Origin of the sequence: Spirosoma sp. KCTC 42546 (genome assembly GCF_006965485.1) — a bacterium.
In the GTDB taxonomy this organism is placed as follows: Bacteria; Bacteroidota; Bacteroidia; order Cytophagales; family Spirosomataceae; genus Spirosoma.
In genome coordinates, this window is the sequence record NZ_CP041360.1 from 3,483,995 (window position 1) to 3,503,920 (window position 19,926).

Consider the following 19,926-nt stretch of genomic DNA (forward strand, 5'->3'; position numbering starts at 1 on the left):
ATGGCGGAAAGCATTACAAACGTAAATCTGATTGCTGTTGACTTTAATCCGTTTGATGGCCCCGATATTGTGCGGCTTGCGCCAGCCACCGAGCCGCAAACGGAAGTATGGGCAGCCTGTCAATTAGGTGGCGATGATGCCAGCCGGGCATTTAATGAGTCAGTCTCACTACGGTTTAATGGCTACTTACATAAAAATGCGCTGGAGCAGGCCTGGCAAGCGCTGGTTCAACGTCACGAAGCGCTGCATTCGGCATTTAGTGCCGATGGAAGGCAGATGTGTGTATTTGGTCAGCTTTCTATTGATCTGATCTATCAGGATTGCGCTGACAAAACCCCGGCCGAACAGGAGCAGATCATCAAGGAGTATGTAAAACAGGATGCCCTGTATCTGTTCGATCTTCTGAATGGGCCGCTGGCGAAAGTTGGTTTGATCAAGCTTTCCGACACGAGCCATCACTTCACGTTAACAGCGCACCACATTGTGTGCGATGGCTGGTCATTAGGCATTATGCTACAAGACTTGAGCGCGCTCTATTCGGCTTACGCTCAACATCGTTTGCCTGCTTTGCCCGAGGCACCTACTTATAGCCAGTATGCTGCTGATCAGCTTCAGTTTCTGACAACTAAGGAATACCAGGAGATCGAAAAGTTTTGGGTCGATCAGTACAAAGAATCCGTTCCTTTACTCGACTTGCCAACCGATTTCGCCCGGCCAACCCTTCGTACCTACAAAATTGCCCGCCGGGATTATCCACTTGGCGATACGTTAGGATTGGCAGTCAAAAAGATGGGGGCGAAGGCGGGCTGTAGTTTCGTTACCACGTTGATGGCCAGTTTTGAGGTATTTCTGTACCGATTGACTGGACAGGACCATATTGTTTTGGGATTACCAACCTCAGGTCAATCGGCTACCGGCTATCTGGGTTTGGTTGGCCACTGCGTGAATTTACTGCCACTGCGGAGTTTTCCCCGTTCGGAACTTAGCTTTCTCCAGTTTTTAAAACAACGTAAGGAAGATGTGCTCGATGCCTACGAGCATCAGCAACTCACCTTCGGTAGCCTACTGAAGAAAATATCCATTGTCAGAGATCCATCACGAGTCCCGCTCGTGCCGGTTATTTTCAACGTAGATATGGGGCTGGACGATGGAGTTAATTTCTATGGACTCGATTATCAGCTCATTAGCAACCCCCGGGAATATGGAGCCGTTGATTTATTCCTGAATATTAGCGGATCGTCATCAACCGCTGAACTGGTGTTGGAGTGGTCTTATAATACGGACTTATTCAAAGAAAGCACAATCGACCGGATGATGGGCGAATTTGAAAACGTACTGGAAGCAGTCGTTGCCAATCCATCCATACTGATTGAGGATATCTTGTTAGCTGATCAGTTTGAACAGCTGCGAAAATTAACCCTTTGGAATAACACCGCGGCCGATTACCCAGGAACCAGTTCGTTACAGGCACTGCTTGATCAAACGGCAGCGAGCCAACCAGATAAAACAGCCCTCGTTTTTACGAAGGGCCAAACACTGACTTACCGCGAACTCAATGAACGAGCCAACCAGATAGCCCACGCAATCCTGACGTATGGACTAGGTTCAGACAAGCAGAAAGCGGTGGTGGGTGTCGTCATGGATCGGTCGCCGGAGTTAGTTATTACCCTGCTGGCTGTTTTAAAAGCAGGCGCAGCCTATGTGCCTATTGATCCGGAATATCCGCATGATCGGGTTGCATTTATGTTAGCCGACTCATCGGCATCCATGCTCATCACCTCCAAAAAATACCATACAGGTGAACGAGCCACGTACCAGACTGCCGGACCACTATCCAATCAGCCAACAGTCGTGCTGATTGAACAGGTGCTTGCCGAATTGGAGACATACCCGAAATCTGCCCCCAATGTTCCCGTTACGGGCCATGATCTGGCCTATATCCTGTACACGTCTGGATCAACGGGCCAGCCGAAAGGGGTACTTATTGAGCATCATAATCTGGTTAATCTGCTTTATAGCATGATTGCCTGGCCAGGCATCACAAAAGATGATGCGTTACTGGCCGTCACTACCGTTTCCTTCGATATTGCTGGCCTTGAATTGTATTTGCCTTTATTAGTAGGTGCTACGCTAGTATTGGCAGATGCCGAAATGACCAAGGACGGTCGTGCGTTACTGGAGGCAATACCGAACTGGCAGATCAGTATGATTCAGGCTACGCCGGTCACCTACAAAATGATGCTGGCTGCCGGTTGGGAGGAACGTTTGCCCCTGAAAATCCTGTGTTGTGGCGAGCCTATGTCGAAAGACCTGGCGCAAAAGCTGACAGCCCGTTGCGGCTCACTCTGGAATATGTATGGCCCGACGGAAACCACCATCTATTCGACCGGAAAGCAGATTCTTGCCAGCGATGAGATTATAACCATTGGCAGACCTATTCAAAATACGCAGGTTTACATCCTCGATGAACATCTGAATCCATTGCCAGAGGGTAGCATCGGCGAAATCTACCTGGCTGGTGAAGGTGTAGCGCGAGGGTATCTCAACCGTCCCGAACTTACCCGCGACAAGTTTGTCCCGAATCCGTTTGACAAATCCAGAAAAAGGATGATGTACCGGACGGGTGATTTGGGCAAGTTTATGGCCGATGGCGAAATTCATTGCCTGGGTCGGATTGACCAGCAGGTGAAAGTCAGAGGATACCGGATTGAATTGGGGGAGATTGAACACGCGCTAATCACGCAGCCTGGCATACGCGAAGCGGTTGTTGTGGCTCGTGAAGAACGGCCTGGTGACCAGCGGCTGATTGCGTATGTCGTAACGAATCCATTACTGTCTACTGATGCCTTTAGGGGTCAGGTACTTGTATGGCGGACGAAGTTGCAGGAGGTTTTGCCGGTATATATGGTGCCAACAGACTTTGTCAGCCTGCCGCAGTTGCCCATCACCCCAAATGGCAAAATTGACCGTAATGCGTTGCCTAAACCCGCTAGTCTATTGCAAACTAGCGGAAACGAGACTGAACCGGGTACGGAAACAGAAAAGCTCATTGCTGCAATCTGGAAGGAGGCTTTAGGAATTGACAAAATTGATATTGATGCAGACTTTTTTGAGTTGGGCGGGCATTCGATGATTGCGGTTCAGGTAATGACCCAACTCGAAAAAGAAACGGGTAAACGCCTGCCTTTATCAACCCTATTAACGTACCCTTCCGTTCGTAAACTGGCCCAGCTGGTTCAGGCTGATGCCAAGCCAACTAACTGGAAGTCACTGGTTCCTATACAGCCGGAAGGGCGTAAAGTTCCCATCTACATCATTCATGGAATAGGGCTCAATCTGCTTAATTTCAGTAGCTTATTGAGTTATATGGACCCTGAGCAACCGATTTATGGGCTCCAGGCTCGCGGGTTGGATGGTATTGATGAACCCCTGGACGATATTGGCGAGATTGCAGCTTTCTACCTTACTGAAGTACTTGAGCAAAACCCAACGGGCCCTTATGCTATCGCTGGTTATTCGTTTGGTGGGTACGTAGCCCTCGAAATGGCCCGGCAGTTAAAAGCGATGGGCAAAGAAGTAAAAATGCTGGCCATGTTCGATACCAATGCACAGGAATCGGATTTGAACCGGTCACTGGCCAGTTGGTTGCAGCGAAAAATTCTTAGACAGTTTCCGAAATTTGTGTGGTTTACGAGTTCGTTAGTAAGCAAGCCCGGCGCAACGCTCCGTTATCAGCAGGTGTATGTTGAACGGCAGGTGGATCGACTACTCAAGGCGGTGGGTTTACGGGAAAAGCCGAAACCCAAAGAAGGACTCGACCTCTTTGAGCAGATCATTGAAAAGCATGAATCAGCTTTTGCAAAATATACGATGAAGCCCTACGATGGTATCGTGGATCTGTTTAAAGCGCAGGTGCGGCTTTATTTTGTTGATGATAACAAGTATCTGGGCTGGAAAAAATATGCCTTAAAAGGAGTACGTGTACACAACGTTCCGGGCGATCACGAGCTCATGCTGTTGCCTCCTAACGATAAAGAATTTGCTCATTCCCTGCAACGAGCACTGGATAACTCCTAAGTGTTTAAATGAATAATGGATAATGTACAATGAATAATGGATAATGGATAATGTACAATGCATAATGGGTAATGAATAATGTTACTCAGTGATGATAACATTATTCATTACCCATTATGCATTGTACATTATCCATTCACTCCTGAATCGCTTTTGCCTGTTCAGGAGTGAGTACCACTCCTCTAATTTCGGGATAGCGTTCGCTAATGATATCCACCGCATCCCGCACCCACACCTGTTCATTGCTGTCTAGTGTTATTGCACCAAAGTGTGTGACTAGAATTGGTTTTTGGCGGATACTGTAGTCGAGATGCAATCGAATTGTATTGTGAATCAGTTGATATAAGGATGCAAACGAGTGGCTTTGATGATCGACATCGGTAGCAGGGTTATTCATGATTTCAAGACCCAGCCAGTCCACAGAATCAGTACCCGGATAATGTGAGACAACCGTTGACGGCTGGATAGGGCACCAGACCCAGATCACATTATCAACTTTTTCCTGTTTTATAAATCGCACGATGTATTGCCAGGCTTGTTTGTAGCGAACCAGCGTACTTTCCTGTCGTGTGCCCCAGCTGTTGGTTGTATCATCGAATTCAGGGGCGAATGAAACTAGAACGGGTTCCTGATACCGTTTTAACTCGCTGGCCAGCTTCCGTAAACCACCGTTGTACTCGCCTTTCGTAATGTTTCGTAAAAACAATTGCAACTCAGCCTCTGATCGATGAGAAGAGGTTCGGGTTTCGGCAAACGAAGGTTCCAGGTAAATAAGTGGCAATTGATTCTGAGATACTGGCCAGTTTGGGGCCATTATAGCACTACCTCCTTTAGACGAAAATGTCCAGGTCAAATGCTGTGGCGAAATAATCTGATTAGGTAAAGTAATAGGCTTCTCCTGTTTTGCTGCCAACATGGCTGGCTGGCTGGCTTTTTCAAGCCCATAGTAGAAAGGTTGCGTAGTTGCGTAACGGACTTCACGTGGGAGTGTGGTCGTCTTTTTGCGGCTGGTATAGGCTACCAGGCCAGTTGTTATGATCAATAAGCCACCAAACAATGGAATAGCAGAAAGCCGTATCCAACTGTACAGACCGTAGCGAATCTGCCAAACCGCAATTCGAAGTGGCCAGACAATTGGCTTTTGGAAAGACATCTTTGCAATCCAGTTTTTTATACTGCCTAATACTTTTTCCTGCCCGATAAGCACATTCAGGCTCAGTATATACGCATTCAATATGGCAAACGTGATCATTAACTCTGAGTAAATATTGCTGACAGCAAACCGCCCATAATGATAGGTACTATAGCCTATGGCAACTACCGTTATCAGCAGTAGTAACAGATTGGGCAGACAAAGAATGAAGTTATTTTGGGGCTTATCGCGCTTGGGCGTAGGCAGATAGGGAACCTCTACCCGGAAAATGGTATAAATAAACCCTAAGAAATAAACCCACCAGGTACCACTGCTAAGCACCCCTCCGAGCGTATGAAAACCTGCTTCATGTTTTTCGATAAGCCAGCGTTGCGCATATTGCCGAATCAAAAAAGCAGTTATCAACAGAGGAGCATAGGCAGTACCGAAGACGAGCAGGTCTAACTTAAGCGGAAGCCTCATGGTTACCAGCGAGATTATTGGGATGAGGATGTCAATTAGTTGAACAATACCCAGTAAATAATATAGCGGCATGGTGAGGTAATGCAGGCGTTGGCGCCACGACAATTGACCAAAAACGCTGGGGTAGGTAGTCACCAGGAGTTCAAACGTTCCCCGTGCCCATTTGAGTTGTTGTTTGTAATACGCCGACAACGTTGCCGGCACCAAACCGTAAGAAAGCGGGAGCGGCACATAGGCCGACCTCCAGCCTTTTGCGTGGAGTTGCATGGCCGTATGCATGTCTTCGGAGAGCCCGGCAGCATGCCCCCCAATCGAATCGAGGGCGGCCCGTCGAAACGTACAGTTGGCCCCAATAGCCTGAGCCGTTCCGTACGTTCCCATGCAGGTCATCATCGGCCCGTAAAACGTATAGGTTTGCTCGGCAGCGCCAAACGCAACTAAGCTTTCCCGATAATTATAATAGGCCTGTACACATTGCACAAACCCAACAGTAGGATCTTCAAAATAGGGGAGAACATGATCCAGAAAATCAGGTACCGCCACATGGTCGGGGTCCAGGATCACACATATGTCGCCGGTAGCCAGTTGCAGCGCATTATTGATGTTGCCTGCTTTAGCGTCTTTTTTATCCGTGCGCGTTACGTGTCGGATACCCATTTGCTCACAAACCTGACGCAGATACGGGTCATCGGCCTCGTCGCATAGATAAGTCGTATGCGGATAAGGAATAGCCTGAATTGCCCGTAACGAATTCAACACCATTTCGTAAGGTTCACCTGGGCAGAAGGTTGTGAATATATCAACGCTCCAGATGCGTGTGACTGCCGGAGGAGTCGCGGGAACCACATTCCAGTAGTGATACCATTCGTGAAGTAAGCGTAGCAGTTTGAAGGTAACCGATACGGTTAGCATGGCAAACAGCCAGGAATAGCCCCGATTCTCCGGTTTCAGGTAGACCCATAAAAAAGCTACTATAAATAATAAGCCAACCGAAATGAGTATGCGTATCGGTCGTTTATCGCTCTTTTTAAACGAGAAGTTATAGGCTTCGTTGGGCGAAGGTTGCGTAAAAAGTTGCCAGTTCATTATGGGTGAGTATGTGCTGTACAGTAGCCTCATCAGCATACTTAAGTGTACGGGTCATTTTTTTTGACTTCGAAAAGCTGAAGTGGTCAAAATAAATGACTCGTAAATCTTTTAAAAGGTACTTATATGAATAATTCTTCTACTAAAACCTTGGAAAGGAAACTTATATTGGGCATTATTTGGATGGGTTCCTTCACCAGTTTGTTCTCACTACATGCATTTCGCCACTTGGAACCTGCTGTTTACGGGTATGGTCGGTTCTATATTACTGCTAAACCTGGTGCAGTGGAGTATTTACCGTGAGCGTATTTATGGTCTTTATGCCCTATATATGCTTGCCTGGCTGGTCTACTTTAGTCTGCGGGTGAATGGTATAGATGGGTATGTATCGATCAACACACAAAATTTTGTTCGTGGCACCGCACCTATGCTGGCGTATGTTGTCTACTTCGATTTTATTGATGCGCTGGTAGAACTTCGCCGTACAATCCCTCGCTTGCTAAAGCTGTTTCGCTGGGCCAGATTCATTATTCTAGGGTATGTTGTGCTAATTGGGATTGTGTGTTTTGGCCATTGGTACGAACCGACTTATAACCTGGCTCATACCCTTATTCGCCTGCTAATTATTGGGCTGGCGACTTATGCCATTCCACAAATTAACCGGTTGACGGGCGTTGTACCACGCTATCTGGCCTTAGGCTCCGGACTACTGTTGGTAGGTGCCATTGCCTCTATGCTCATGACAACGGGTGAGGTCTATAAAATAAACCCAAACTCATTTTTATTCTCTCCACTTACCTATCTGGAGTTTGGGATCATTGGCGAGTTAATCTGCTTTACCTTATTACTGGGGTATCGTCAGCGACGGGGCGCTATTCAAAGTGCAATTGTCGAGCAGGAACTCGCACGTGAGCGTGAGCAGCACCAACGTGAACAAGTTGAAGCTGAGTTGGTTGCAGAGAAGTTACGACAGCAAATGTCGGTTGTTCAACTGAAAGCGTTGCGGTCGCAGATGAATCCGCATTTTCTTTACAACTCCCTGAACGCCATACGGTTGTTTGTGCTCCAAAGCGATAGCGACAATGCGGATAAATTTTTGGTGAAGTTCTCCCGGTTGATGCGGCTCATTTTGGAGAACTCTCGTCAGGAGTGGGTGACATTAGCCAGTGAACTCGAACAACTGCAACTTTATTTAGAACTGGAGCAGCTTCGCTTCGATAATAAGTTCGACTTTTCTATTGAAGCTGACCTATCACTGTCAAAAGAAGCCGTATCGATTCCGCCCATGATAATCCAGCCTTATGTCGAAAACTCGATTCTGCATGGCATTGCCCACAAGAAAGGCACTGGTAGCATAACCGTTTCCATTTTGCCTAAGGGAGAAGGATTGGAATGTAGTATAGAAGATGATGGAGTTGGACGGCGTAAGGCTGGCGAACTTAAAAACCAAACCATATCACTGCACAAAAGTGTGGGATTAAAAGTAACCCAGGAGCGGTTAGAGCTGATCAGCCAGCAGATTGGCCAATCAAGTCAGGTAGTTATCCTTGATAAAGTAGACGATGAGAATCAGCCAACTGGTACCAAAGTAGTGATTCAGTTGCCGCTCCTGCTCTAATGTAGCTCCCTGTTAACGAGTTTAATATAAGGTTTTGACACACATTAAAACGTTGGCTATAAGTCATGTGGGTTTACACAAGCCAAGCCAGCAATAGACTGGAAATCTTTGGTGTTTCGGGTTAAGAGGGTAAACCCATGAACAAGGGCTGTTGCGGCAATCAGAGCATCGCCGAGTTTTAGCTTTTTGTATGTTTTGCGTAGATCAATGGTTTTATCGGCAATGGCATCGTCTACATAAAAAATAGTTGCTAACGCCAAAAAGTCGTTTAGTTTTTTCATTTCCCCAGGGTCGCCATCAAAGCCCAGGACTTCAATTTTAACAACGATAGATGTTATGAGATCATCATTGATGAAGTTGTCCATTGCCAAAGCCGCCGATTCTGGGAGTCTGTCCCCTACATAGTCAATGACGGTATTTGCATCTAAGATATAATGCTTTCCCATTCAGTTCTTGCTTGTTCGGTGTGTTGGAGGAGTTCATCGGCCGTTTTTTTAGAAATGGACCCTCTGAAATCCGAGGGCTTTGGCTGTAATGAGTCCTGCTTTGGTTTTTCCAGCGATTTTAAGTCCTCATGTTTTGCTGTGATGGTATTCCATTCCTCAATGGGAATCACGATGGCAGTATGCCTACCCTGTGCATCGGAAAGATACTGTACGTTCATGATCAGAAGCGTTAAATGGTTGGAATGCCTGTTAACATACTTGTAAAAATAGACAATCCACCCCTTTAAAACCAATCTGGCACACCTATCTCATGCAGCAGGATTAGCGTTGCAGATAATTACCCCATGTATGTGGTAGAACTGTTAGATTAATCACCTCTAAAAAGAGGGTAGCTCAAGGAGAGATATTTACAAAAGCCCTTGTCGGTAAGCTTTTAGCTGCGCGAATGAGAGCTTATAAGCTAGTGTTAAAACGGCGTAAGTAGCACCACCCAGCGCGATCTCCGCTATAGAGTTGGCAAGGCCTGTATTGCCAACAAGCGATTTGTACACGATGATAATCCCAACCATGATCAGGCAAAAGGTAATCGGCTTGGCAATGTTTTTAAAGAAGTCACCCACAAAATCGCCGATCAGATAATGAACCATGGCAAAATTGACGACCATATTTAGAAAGGTAGTCAGTAAAAAAGCGGATGCTATACCCATAACCCCCCAATACGTCCCGAACACATAGACCAACGGTATCTTTACGATAAGGGTACCCAAGTTTAGGTAGAACAACAGATTGGGTTTCCCCTTTGTAAAGGCAACCGTATATAGCGGATGGCTCAGGCAGATGAAAAGTCCAACAAAAACAAAAATTCGGATCAATTCAATAGTTTGACCCCAACCAGGGCCATAGATCAGAGGAACAACGGCATCTGCCGTAATAAATAGGCCAGCTAATAGGGGCATGTTGCAATAGCTGATGAAGTCCAGAATCTTCAGATATGATTTTTTTAGATCGGCTGTATTTTCTTTCATTTTAGCCAGAATTGGGTAAGCAACCTGTAAAATGATCGGGTTGAGCTTCATGATCGGAAATACACACAACTGATAGGCAATAGTGTAATAACCCAGCATTTTTACGCCCATCATGCCGCCAAGAAAAATATTATCGGAGTTGGCCTGAACGAAGCCTAAAAAGCCGTCGCCCATGTTGAAAATGCCGAAACGGAGGTGTTCTTTGATATTGCTCAGATTGAAAAATAACCTTGGAATGAAGAACCGGAGACCAAACGTAATCTGTAAAATGGACTTTACCGTCTGCATCACCAAAGACCCAATAATCAGCGACAGCTCATGGAAACCGTTATACGCAAGCGTGATTGTAACTGCCGATCCGAGGACCGTTCCGGTTATATCGATGATTGCCACCGACTTGAACCGGAGCTCCTTTTCCAGTAGAAACATGTAAATCTGACCGAAATAAGCGATCACGAAATAATAGGAGGATAAATTAAGTACCTGCGCCAGTTTGGGTTCGTGATAGAAGGAGATAATTAAGGGAGCCGTGGCATGAATGGCGATAAAGATCACCAATCCGATCAGCAGATTTAAATAGTACAGGGTCGATAAAACGTTTCGGTCGCTTTCCTGCTTGTAAATGATCGAGTTGGAAAAACCAAGATTCGCAAAAACCTGGAAAAAGGCGATTATCAAATTGCTGATACTAACAATACCAAAATCAGCAGGCGCCAGAACTCGGGCGAGTATGGCAACCTGTGTAAATTGAAACAGGGTTGAAATAACAGTGGAGATCGTTATCCACTTTCCCCCGTTCATTGCCTTTTGTGTATTACTCATGTAGATACGCTACTGAATTAGCTAGGTTGCTGGCTTATGGATTCATAAGCACTATGATTACCGAGCTCTGATGATTTTTTTTACGACCCGTGTCTGTCCCTGATGCACTTCCAGTAGGTACATGCCTTGTGGTAATGTGCTTACATCGACCTGAGTACGCAGGATACGGCTCGACTTTGGTATACTCAGTTGCTTCTGTCGTTGACCTGCGCTGTTGTAAATGCTGACATCCAGCGAGCTCAGGCTACTATTTTCTACAACTAGCTCTACGTAATCTGTTGATGGGTTCGGGTAAACCTGCAACGTACTCAAATCAGGGGTAGCCTCTTTGTTCGTAGTCGATAGGGGTACAACAAAGACGGGGGTTTCACTTACATTAATCGTAATTGTACCTGTTTGGCTTACCTGAATGGTTCGTGTCATTTGATCACTGCCCGCCGTTGGGATGCAAATTTGCATAGTATCGCCCTTATTTACGGGTAAATTGTAGGTACCTGTTCGGTCTCGCTCATCGGGTATTACTACTACATAAGACGAACGCCCGTCCATTTCGTAACGATCAACGATCAGATCATCAGGACCACCAGTAGGTTTAGACGATTCTTTGAATCGGTAATCACCCAGCAGGTTCATGGCCTGATATAAATAATCGGCCGCGGGTTTTCGCGTCTTATTCTCATTGAGTAAACCCATCGAACTGAATTGAAGGTCATTCAGAATATTATCATCGTAGGCCTGAAAGAAAAATACCCGATCAATACCGACCCGGCTAAACAATAAGGCTGTCCGAAGAATCCAGTCGGCCTGGGTTTGTAACGCTGATTTGTTGCCAATGGGAATGGCATGAAACGGGCTGCCCTGGTTTATATCATAGCCCGTTTCGGTAATCCAGACGGGCATCCCATTGGCATATTGACGAGCCAGTTTTACAAACGTAGCGGCCTGTTCACCAATGCCGCCCAGTTCAGGAGCTGCTCCCCGGCTGCCCCCGCCGTTCTGCGACGATTGGGCATCATTAGCGTATAAATGCTGATTTATAACATCCCAGCAGAGGTCTACCGACCCGTCGGGTCGGTATCCTCTGAATTCTTTACACCAGTCAATCATGGCCCGTACGTAATCGGTGGTGGCTGCCGACATACCCCCAATGGCGACGGTTACAGATGGGTCAGCGTTTTTGACGCCCACACCGGGGCCAAGCGTATTTTTGTGCCCATCGTAAAAAGCAGAAAGATTGGCGGCATATTCCCGTGCCGACTGGTACCCGTTTCGCCCTTTCCAGGTCTTATCGGGTTCATTGTTGCATTCGATGTAACGAATCAGCCCAAGGCCAATTTTAACCGAATTGACCCCCGCCCAGGTGTTTACCTGACTGACAGATAAAAGGCTTGGATCGACCCGCTTATTGTAGCCATAGCGGGCTATGTACTGGAACGCAACGCGGGCATGGTCGAGGTACGAGCTGGGAGAGGACAGATCAGCACCGTATTTCGCGGGTATGTTGCTGTAATCGCGTCCACCCTCGGGATAGGTGTTTTCCATCCACTTGGGAAGTGTTTGCAGGCAGGCCAGCACCTCTATTCCTTCGGCCTGCAACCGTTCATACATGGCATCGTAATCCCAACTACCACTAAACGTGGGGTTGTAGGTGTAACTGCCCTGATCGGCCTCCAGCTTATCCCAGTCCATATAGTGGCGCATGGACGAAAAGCTTGTCAGTGCTTTAACGCGCACATCATCAACAGGTCGTAAGGCGGATGGGGCGTCGGGATTTTCAACATACCATTCAAAACCATTGATGCCTAATTTACGCCGGAAGGGAGTGGCCTGCAGGGGAGAAAGGGCGGGTTCCTGTCCAGTTTGGTAGCTTCCATACAATTCAAGTTCGGTGGGGTAGTCACCAGACGTATTTAGTACCAGATATCGGGCGTTGGTGATGGGTGTTTTCAGATCAAACACATCCGGTTGGTCAGGATTCGGCCCAACCCAGGCCTGGTATTTTTCGCCAATAAACCGCGCAATCGGGATGCGCTCCCATTGATCGGTAATAATCGACAGCGTCATCGGTTTGTCAGCGTTAATGCCCGCGCCGTCGTAAAGCCGAATACTTTCTATACTTAGTGTCTCTCCGGCCAAAAGAGGATAATAGGCGTCGAAGTTGGTTAGGATTTTGCCATAGCCAGTATTGACACTTTCGGTTGTAATGCCATCGAATAGGGCATCCAGACCGGCAGAGGTGTTGTTGACCTGATACCAGCGTTTGGGGTCAATGGGTATCTTGGTGGAGGCATTAGGCTGCGGACCTAATACGGCCGAATGCGCTCTACTACTTTCCTGGGTTCGGACAAATAGTAGGATAACCAGGAAGGTTCTGACTAACGTAAGTAAGTTCTTTTTCATGGGTTAGATTACCTGGTAAGTTACTACCTGGTATTCGGATGATGTGTCAATTGGGTACGGAGCCGTAGATCGGACGTTGGACAACTTAACGCATCAGTAAAATACTGCCGGTCTGAATTATATCGCTCCTGGTTGTGCCTGACCGAAAGGCAATAACCCACGTATACGTTCCGGTTGCACAAGGTGCGCCAGAATAAGTTCCGTCCCACTTTTGAGCAGGGTCTGAACTGGTAAAAATCAAGCTTCCCCAGCGGTTGTAAATCTTCAGGGAGAACGAATTTGAGGTAGCTGCGTGCAGAAAAACGGCTAGTGTGTCATTGACCCCGTCGTTGTTAGGCGTGAATACAGTGGGCACAAAAACTGGTTCAGGCTGCCCTACGCACTCGCTGCATTGCTTCACCTGCAAATCATCAATAATCATATCGTTCCCACACCCTAAGTCGCCCTGATTATTGATTAATTTTATGACAACTTCGTCAACCGTTGTGGGTGCTGTAAATACAAGTGAGCAACGACGCCAGGTGGGAGAATCTGTTTGCAGAATTGGGCCAATCAGTGTTGATTGAATTGCCAATCCATCGTTCGTTTCTATACTGATCGACAAATTAGGAATCAGTGCGTTCAGGCATGTTCCGGTTTTAAGCAGATTCAGTACCCATACCGAAACTTCATAACTAGTTCCTTTACATAAGCCGGAAACAGGTTGCTGATAAAACATGCCTGCTTTGCTTCCACCGTTAATAACCAGCATATTGCCCTGCGTATCGTTTGGCGTATGATCTGTAGCAACAGCATACCAGGTCGAATTAAAGCAACTGCCATCGAGCGCATTCGTGATTGTATACTGGCCATCGCCAGGGCAATTGATGGGCTCATATTCGTAAGGCGTTAACCCTGCAATCGAACTTGTACTGCCCGCAGTACCGAACGTTTGATTGAACACAAGTTCACCAGATGGGTCAGCACAGACTTGGGCAATAGTGGGTTGAAAACAGGTACAGAAAAAACAGGCAACCAGACAGATTGCTACACGTAACCTGTTAGCTATCAGAAAACTATTTCTGATAAATTTACGGATTGCAGAAGCCATACTTACTGCTTAGGACTGAAATATCTTTTTTGGGTCACCATATGTTTAATAGGATTGTCTAGTTGTCGCGATGTGGATTGTAGTGGTAACATAGTGATTGCTTTATTTATCTTGCCGCAGAAAGGATAGGTTATGTCGAATGCATTTATAACGAATACAGTTTTAACGGGCTTTTTGTGGCACCCCTGGTCAGCCTGCTCTTTTGACGATAAAGTGGCTGTTTTTCGCTTTCAGTTATCGGATGATTTACTGTTTGATGATCAATTGCCTGAACTTCAACCGCATGAAATGAGCCGTGCGCAGCGCTATCATCGGCAGGAGGATCGAATTCGATATAGCTACACCCGACTCATTCTGCGAATGCTGGTTGGGCGTTATCTCAAGCAGGAACCTGCTTCAATTCACTTCACAACGGGTATCAATAAAAAGCCTGAAATTAAAGGTAATACCAGTTTGCACATAAACGTATCGCACTCGGGTAACTGGATTCTGGTGGCTATTGGGAAGGCAAGTGTTGGGGTCGACATTGAAAAAATCAATCTTGGTATGACGTTTCAGGATATGCTGTCGGCAAGTTTTAGCCAGGAAGAGCAGCAATATGTAAACGCAAGTGTAGATCCTCGTTTCGCATTTTATGAGCTGTGGACACGGAAAGAGGCTCTGGTTAAAGCGACGGCCAAAGGCCTGGATGATGATTTCCCGCGAATGCCCTCCCTGAATGGTATTCATCCAATCGACAGTAAGTTGATTGGAGCCGCTGGAGACTGGACGGTGGCTAGCTTTGCCGTTTCCGAAGCCTACCCAGCAGCTGTTGCCTATAGACCCATGGCCAACTACCCCACATTTTATACCCTCGACAGTAGCTTATTTAATTAGTATACGTCGTAACTAGTTATAGGGTATTGAGTTATAGGTAGAGTCTCTGGATAACCAGTAACTCAATAACAACTAACCAATTTACTTAAGTCGCTATGCAGCAATTCATGCTGAAGTTCCTGTATGTGGTGGCAACGCTGAGATACCCTGGCATCAGACGAGATCTGCGATACTTTGTCCGGGATAACTACTATTCCAGGCTTAACCAACTACAATTTGTATTCCCTGATTTTTTTACCAAAAAACCGTATAAAGTAGTTGATTATCACGGCGAATTCGATCAGGAATTACGCTATGTCTTGCCGTTTGCCTACTGGCATCACCTGAACGGCACGCTAAAAAAAACTATTTCCTGCACGAATACAAAAGAGTTCTATTTCTTCAGCGAAAACCATAGTGAGCAATACGAAAAACGAGTGTGGCAGGCAGGATATGGGTATTACGAGGTACCGAATATGACCCATAGCCCCACCTTTAGCTACACTAAGTTTGCACAGGTGCCCTTTAAACGTCACTATAAAAATGACCTGTTCGTGTATGATAAACCGATACTCGTCATTGCCAATAAATACAATATTGAGTGGGATAAGCCACCCATTAATTTTCTTGGTGTACCCGAATTAGATCGAATTATTTCTACCTATAAACAAACGTATCAGATCATCTACAACCGACCGCTGTCGACGCAGATTGTGCTGGATAACAGCGAGATTATGGATCTGAATGAACATGAATGGATTCGAAAACAACACCCTGAGGTAATTCTGATGCACGACCTGCACAAACAGTATCGGGATAAGGTCAATAATTTCAATCATCTTCAACTACTGGTGTATGCCAATACCGACCGTTTTATTTCGATGCATGGTGGTACGGCAGCTTTGGCCAGTTATTTCGGCGGCATAAACATTATTCTGTCACATCCAGGTGGAGGAATGGAGCATCATTTCAACGAATACGCCACTATTTTTCCTGCCCTTTCTGGAGCCCAAATCCTACACGCAAAAAATACGGAGGCTGTATTTAGCTATCTGGATGAGTATTATTGAACCCACTTCGCCTTGGGAAATACGTACCTTACTAGGTTTGAAGTTTGTTGATTTGACTACTTGATACCTTTTATTCCGTAGGTTTTCTAATGCGACAACTCACGTTCAATTTATTCGTTGGTATTGTATTGGCCGGTTCAAGGGCATTCGTAGCTGTACAAGAAGCTCATAGTGGTTCAGCGGGTTTAGTTAAAGAAGAGCTGGTTACAAATCATCACGCTACCGACACAACCGCGAACCAAATTTCCGTGGCGAAGCAGCTAATCGCATCCAGTGATTGCAGAGCTTGCCATAACCTGCAAACGAAAGCGGTAGGGCCCGCCTACAAGGAAATAGCCGGGAAATACAAAGGAGATAAGAGCGCATCGGAACGACTCGCCAGGAAAGTAATTACAGGTGGCAATGGCGTGTGGGGTGAATCAAGCATGAGTGCTCATCCTACTCTCTCATTCTCCGATGCTACTAAGATTGTTAATTACATACTGAGCCTGTCTGACGATAAATCCCAGCCGAAATAGCTACTGACCAGTCGATTTATCATGAATACATCACGACGTGACTTCCTTAAAAATCTGGGCCTGACGACTGCCGGACTCGGTATCTTAAACGGCTTTCCGGTAGAGGGAGCTAGCTCATCTCCAGCTAAAAAAATGTTCTTCAACATTTCTCTGGCGGAATGGTCGCTACACCGAACATTGCAGGCTGGTAAGCTGACCAATATGGATTTTTCGGCGAAAGCCAAAAATGATTTTGGGATTAGTGCGGTGGAATACGTAGATCAGTTTTTCAAGGACAAAGCCAACGATCATAACTACCTGAGCGAGCTAAAGAAACGCTCCGACGACTTAGGGGTAAGAAACGTATTGATCATGGTCGATACGGCTGGACCGCTGGCTGACCTGGATGATGCCAAACGAAAACAGGGCGTCGAAAGCCACTACCAGTGGATTGATGCCGCCAACTTTTTAGGATGTCACTCCATACGGGTTAACCTTCGAGGAAAAGGCACCGCCGAAGAAGTAGCCAACGCTAGTGTAGATGGATTGGGCCGTTTAGCGGAATATGGGGCTAAAAACAAAATTGGCGTACTGGTTGAAAACCACGGAGGTTATTCATCAGATGGAAAATGGCTGAGCCGTGTGATGCGTCAGGTGAATAACCCATACGCGGGTACGTTGCCTGATTTCGACAATTTCAAGCTAACAGAAACGGAGGTATATGATCGTTATATAGGCGTAGAAGAGATGATGCCCTTTGCCAAAGGCGTTAGCGCCAAGGCGCGGGACTTTAATGCGGAGGGAAATGAAACGACCATTGATTACAGGCGCTTGCTTCAGATTGTTAAAAAAGGCAGGACTTCGGCTTTCAACGGGTATGCCGGCATCGAATATTCGGGCAATCGCCTTAGCGAAGATGAGGGCATTCGTGCCACAAAGTTATTACTAGAGCGGGTAGGTCAACTCACTTCTTGATGAACTAATTGAGCAAACCCATTCGAATTTAAATCTTACAATACGTAATAGTATGCAACGACGTTCTGCAGTTAAAAACTTAGCTATGGCACTAGGGGGCTTAGCTAGCCTTCCGGCCTGGGCTTCGGGCTGGACCCCCGACTCGATTGGCCATTTTTCTAGCTTGTCTCTCGATGAGGAAGCACTTTTAGGTGAAATTGTAGGGACAATTATTCCTGAAACTACTACCCCAGGTGCTAAATCGCTAAAAGTTCATCAGTTTGCCATGCGCATGATCAGGGATTGTCTGGGTGAACCTGCTCAATTACTTTTAACACAGGGGCTTACCCAGGCAGATTCATTGGCTCAACAAACGTATACGAAGGTATTTACAGACTGCGACGCTCCACAACGCATGGATGTGCTGTCTAAAATGGCTATATCGACAGACCCAACAGGTAAGCCGTTTGTCGATATGATTAAAAAACTGACGATTCAGGGCTATATGAATTCGGAATATTACCTGGTCAATGTCGAGAAGTTTACGATGGCACCTGGTTTTTATCATGGCTGTGTACCTGTGCCTAAGCTAGCTGCCGATGGTAGCCGATAGTATAATTTTCCGCTTACCTTTTTCCTCGTTATTCCATGTCGTTTTTGAATATTGATTCAGTTAAAGACCGCACCTTCGATGCCATTGTCATTGGTTCAGGTATTAGCGGTGGCTGGGCAGCTAAGGAGCTAACCGGCAAAGGATTACGTACGCTGGTTCTGGAGCGTGGCCGCGATGTAAAGCACATTACCGATTATCCAACCACAATGATGCAGCCCTGGGAGTTTCAGCACCTGGGTCAGTTAACCAAAGAAATGAGAGAGGCAAACCCGATTGCCAGCCGCTGCTATGCATTTCGGGAGGATGCCACGCATTTCTTCATTAAAGATAATGAACACCCCTATGTGCAGGAAAAACCCTTCGACTGGATTCGAGGCTATCAGGTAGGAGGGAAGTCGCTGATGTGGGCACGAGGTACGCAGCGATGGTCGGATTTTGATTTTGAAGGCCCTGCCCGCGATGGCTTTGCTGTAGACTGGCCAATTCGCTACGCTGATCTGGCACCCTGGTACAGCTATGTTGAGAAGTTTGCGGGGATTTCCGGGAATAAAGACGGGATCGCTACATTACCCGATGGCGAGTTTTTGCCTCCACACGAGCAATCCTGTGTTGAGAAACATTTTACCGATGAAATGGCGAGACATTATAACGGTACTCGCCCCATTATCATTGGTCGCTGTGCACACCTGACAAAACCTCAGCCTATTCACTATCAGCAAGGTAGAGCTCAATGCCAAAACCGATCGCTTTGCCAACGGGGGTGCCCTTATGGCGGTTATTTTAGCAGTAACTCATCAACCTTACCCTGGGCGGCCAAAACGGGGAAGATGACCCTTCGTCCTGACTCAGTCGTGCATTCGATAATCTTTGACGATAGGAAAAACAAGGCTACTGGGGTTCGGGTGATTGATGCGCATACCAAAGAAATGAAAGAGTATTACGCCCGGATCATTTTTGTAAATGCGGCCTGTCTGAACTCAAACCTGGTATTGTTGAACTCAAAATCAAACCGATTTCCAACCGGTTTAGGCAACGACAATGGCCTTCTGGGTAAATATGTAGCTTTCCATAACTTCCGTACCACCATTTCGGCTGAACACGAAGGTTTTCAGGACACCACTACCGAAGGGATTCGACCCAACAGCAGCTATATTCCCCGTTTTCGCAATGTGTATAAACAGGAAACAGACTTCCTGCGTGGGTACGCAGCCGGGTTTGGTTCTAGTCGCATGACTAGCGTGGATACATCGGCAATGGGCGAAAACCTGAAGTCAAGCCTGATGCAGCCCAAATACGGTAACTGGCGTGTGAGTTCACATATGATGGGTGAAACGATTCCAAAGGAAAGCAACTATGTGACGCTCGACTCAAGCCTGACGGATGCCTGGGGAATCCCTCAATTGAAAATTTCAGTGGCTTATGATGACAATGATGAGAAGATGATTCGGGATTTTCACGAGCAAATGTCTGAAATGCTGACAGTGGCTGGCTTCAAAAATATTGAAACCCACGACAAACCCGATAAAGCGCCGGGGCTGGATATCCACGAAATGGGTGGTGTTCGGATGGGGAAAGACCCGAAAACGTCGATGCTAAACAAGTGGAACCAACTTCATACATGCAAAAACGTGTTTGTTACGGATGGCGCCTGTATGACGTCTACATCTACTCAAAATCCATCCCTAACATTCATGGCGATTACAGCCCGCGCGGCTGATCATGCCGTGAAAGAAATGAGGAAGGGACTTTTGTAGATAT

At 46.5% G+C, this 19,926-nt stretch carries 14 protein-coding genes; 8 read left to right on the plus strand and 6 right to left on the minus strand.

Annotated elements, in window-relative coordinates; all coding sequences use genetic code 11:
• Complete coding sequence (locus EXU85_RS14205) at positions 1-4,077, plus strand: non-ribosomal peptide synthetase (protein WP_142772718.1); 4,077 nt, start codon at positions 1-3, stop codon at positions 4,075-4,077.
• Positions 4,078-4,213: 136 nt separating this feature from the next.
• On the opposite strand, the gene EXU85_RS14210 is transcribed toward EXU85_RS14205, so the two are convergent.
• Positions 4,214-6,778 carry a glycosyltransferase gene (locus tag EXU85_RS14210; protein ID WP_142772719.1) on the minus strand — a complete coding sequence of 855 codons (2,565 nt, stop codon included), beginning with the start codon at positions 6,776-6,778 and terminating at the stop codon, positions 4,214-4,216.
• 214 nt (positions 6,779-6,992) lie between these two features.
• On the opposite strand from EXU85_RS14210, the gene EXU85_RS14215 reads away from it, so the two are divergent.
• Positions 6,993-8,396: a sensor histidine kinase gene (locus EXU85_RS14215; protein ID WP_142772720.1), complete on the plus strand. Its 1,404-nt coding sequence runs from the start codon at positions 6,993-6,995 to the stop codon at positions 8,394-8,396.
• Between the two features lie 56 nt (positions 8,397-8,452).
• Here the strand turns inward: EXU85_RS14215 and EXU85_RS14220 are convergent, their stop codons facing one another.
• From EXU85_RS14220 to EXU85_RS14240, 5 genes are all read right to left on the minus strand, one after another.
• Complete coding sequence (locus EXU85_RS14220; RefSeq protein WP_142772721.1) at positions 8,453-8,842, minus strand: type II toxin-antitoxin system VapC family toxin; 390 nt, start codon at positions 8,840-8,842, stop codon at positions 8,453-8,455.
• A complete protein-coding gene (locus EXU85_RS14225; RefSeq protein WP_142772722.1) occupies positions 8,821-9,060 on the minus strand; it encodes a hypothetical protein in 240 nt (79 codons plus the stop codon). Before EXU85_RS14225 ends, EXU85_RS14220 begins: the two co-directional genes overlap by 22 nt.
• Before the next feature lie 189 nt (positions 9,061-9,249).
• Positions 9,250-10,689, minus strand: a complete 1,440-nt coding sequence (locus EXU85_RS14230; RefSeq protein WP_142772723.1) for an MOP flippase family protein — start codon at positions 10,687-10,689, stop codon at positions 9,250-9,252.
• A gap of 57 nt (positions 10,690-10,746) precedes the next feature.
• Entirely contained in the window at positions 10,747-13,089 is a 2,343-nt protein-coding gene (locus tag EXU85_RS14235; RefSeq protein WP_142772724.1) for a T9SS type A sorting domain-containing protein, read from the minus strand.
• Positions 13,090-13,174: 85 nt separating this feature from the next.
• Entirely contained in the window at positions 13,175-14,179 is a 1,005-nt protein-coding gene (locus EXU85_RS14240) for a gliding motility-associated C-terminal domain-containing protein (RefSeq protein WP_142772725.1), read from the minus strand.
• A gap of 132 nt (positions 14,180-14,311) precedes the next feature.
• Here EXU85_RS14240 and EXU85_RS14245 point away from each other — a divergent pair, with 132 nt between their 5' ends.
• From EXU85_RS14245 to EXU85_RS14270, 6 genes are all read left to right on the plus strand, one after another.
• Positions 14,312-15,055, plus strand: a complete 744-nt coding sequence (locus tag EXU85_RS14245) for a 4'-phosphopantetheinyl transferase superfamily protein (RefSeq protein ID WP_142772726.1) — start codon at positions 14,312-14,314, stop codon at positions 15,053-15,055.
• Positions 15,056-15,150: 95 nt separating this feature from the next.
• Positions 15,151-16,104 carry a hypothetical protein gene (locus EXU85_RS14250; RefSeq protein ID WP_142772727.1) on the plus strand — a complete coding sequence of 318 codons (954 nt, stop codon included), beginning with the start codon at positions 15,151-15,153 and terminating at the stop codon, positions 16,102-16,104.
• Between the two features lie 89 nt (positions 16,105-16,193).
• Positions 16,194-16,622: a c-type cytochrome gene (locus EXU85_RS14255; RefSeq protein WP_142772728.1), complete on the plus strand. Its 429-nt coding sequence runs from the start codon at positions 16,194-16,196 to the stop codon at positions 16,620-16,622.
• Positions 16,623-16,643: 21 nt separating this feature from the next.
• On the plus strand, positions 16,644-17,576 hold the full coding sequence (locus EXU85_RS14260) for a sugar phosphate isomerase/epimerase (RefSeq protein WP_142772729.1): 933 nt from the start codon (positions 16,644-16,646) through the stop codon (positions 17,574-17,576).
• A 52-nt stretch (positions 17,577-17,628) separates the two neighbouring features.
• Positions 17,629-18,168, plus strand: coding sequence for a gluconate 2-dehydrogenase subunit 3 family protein (locus tag EXU85_RS14265; protein WP_142772730.1), 540 nt, complete (start codon positions 17,629-17,631; stop codon positions 18,166-18,168).
• 35 nt (positions 18,169-18,203) lie between these two features.
• Positions 18,204-19,922, plus strand: a complete 1,719-nt coding sequence (locus EXU85_RS14270) for a GMC oxidoreductase (RefSeq protein WP_142772731.1) — start codon at positions 18,204-18,206, stop codon at positions 19,920-19,922.
• Positions 19,923-19,926 lie beyond the last annotated feature (4 nt).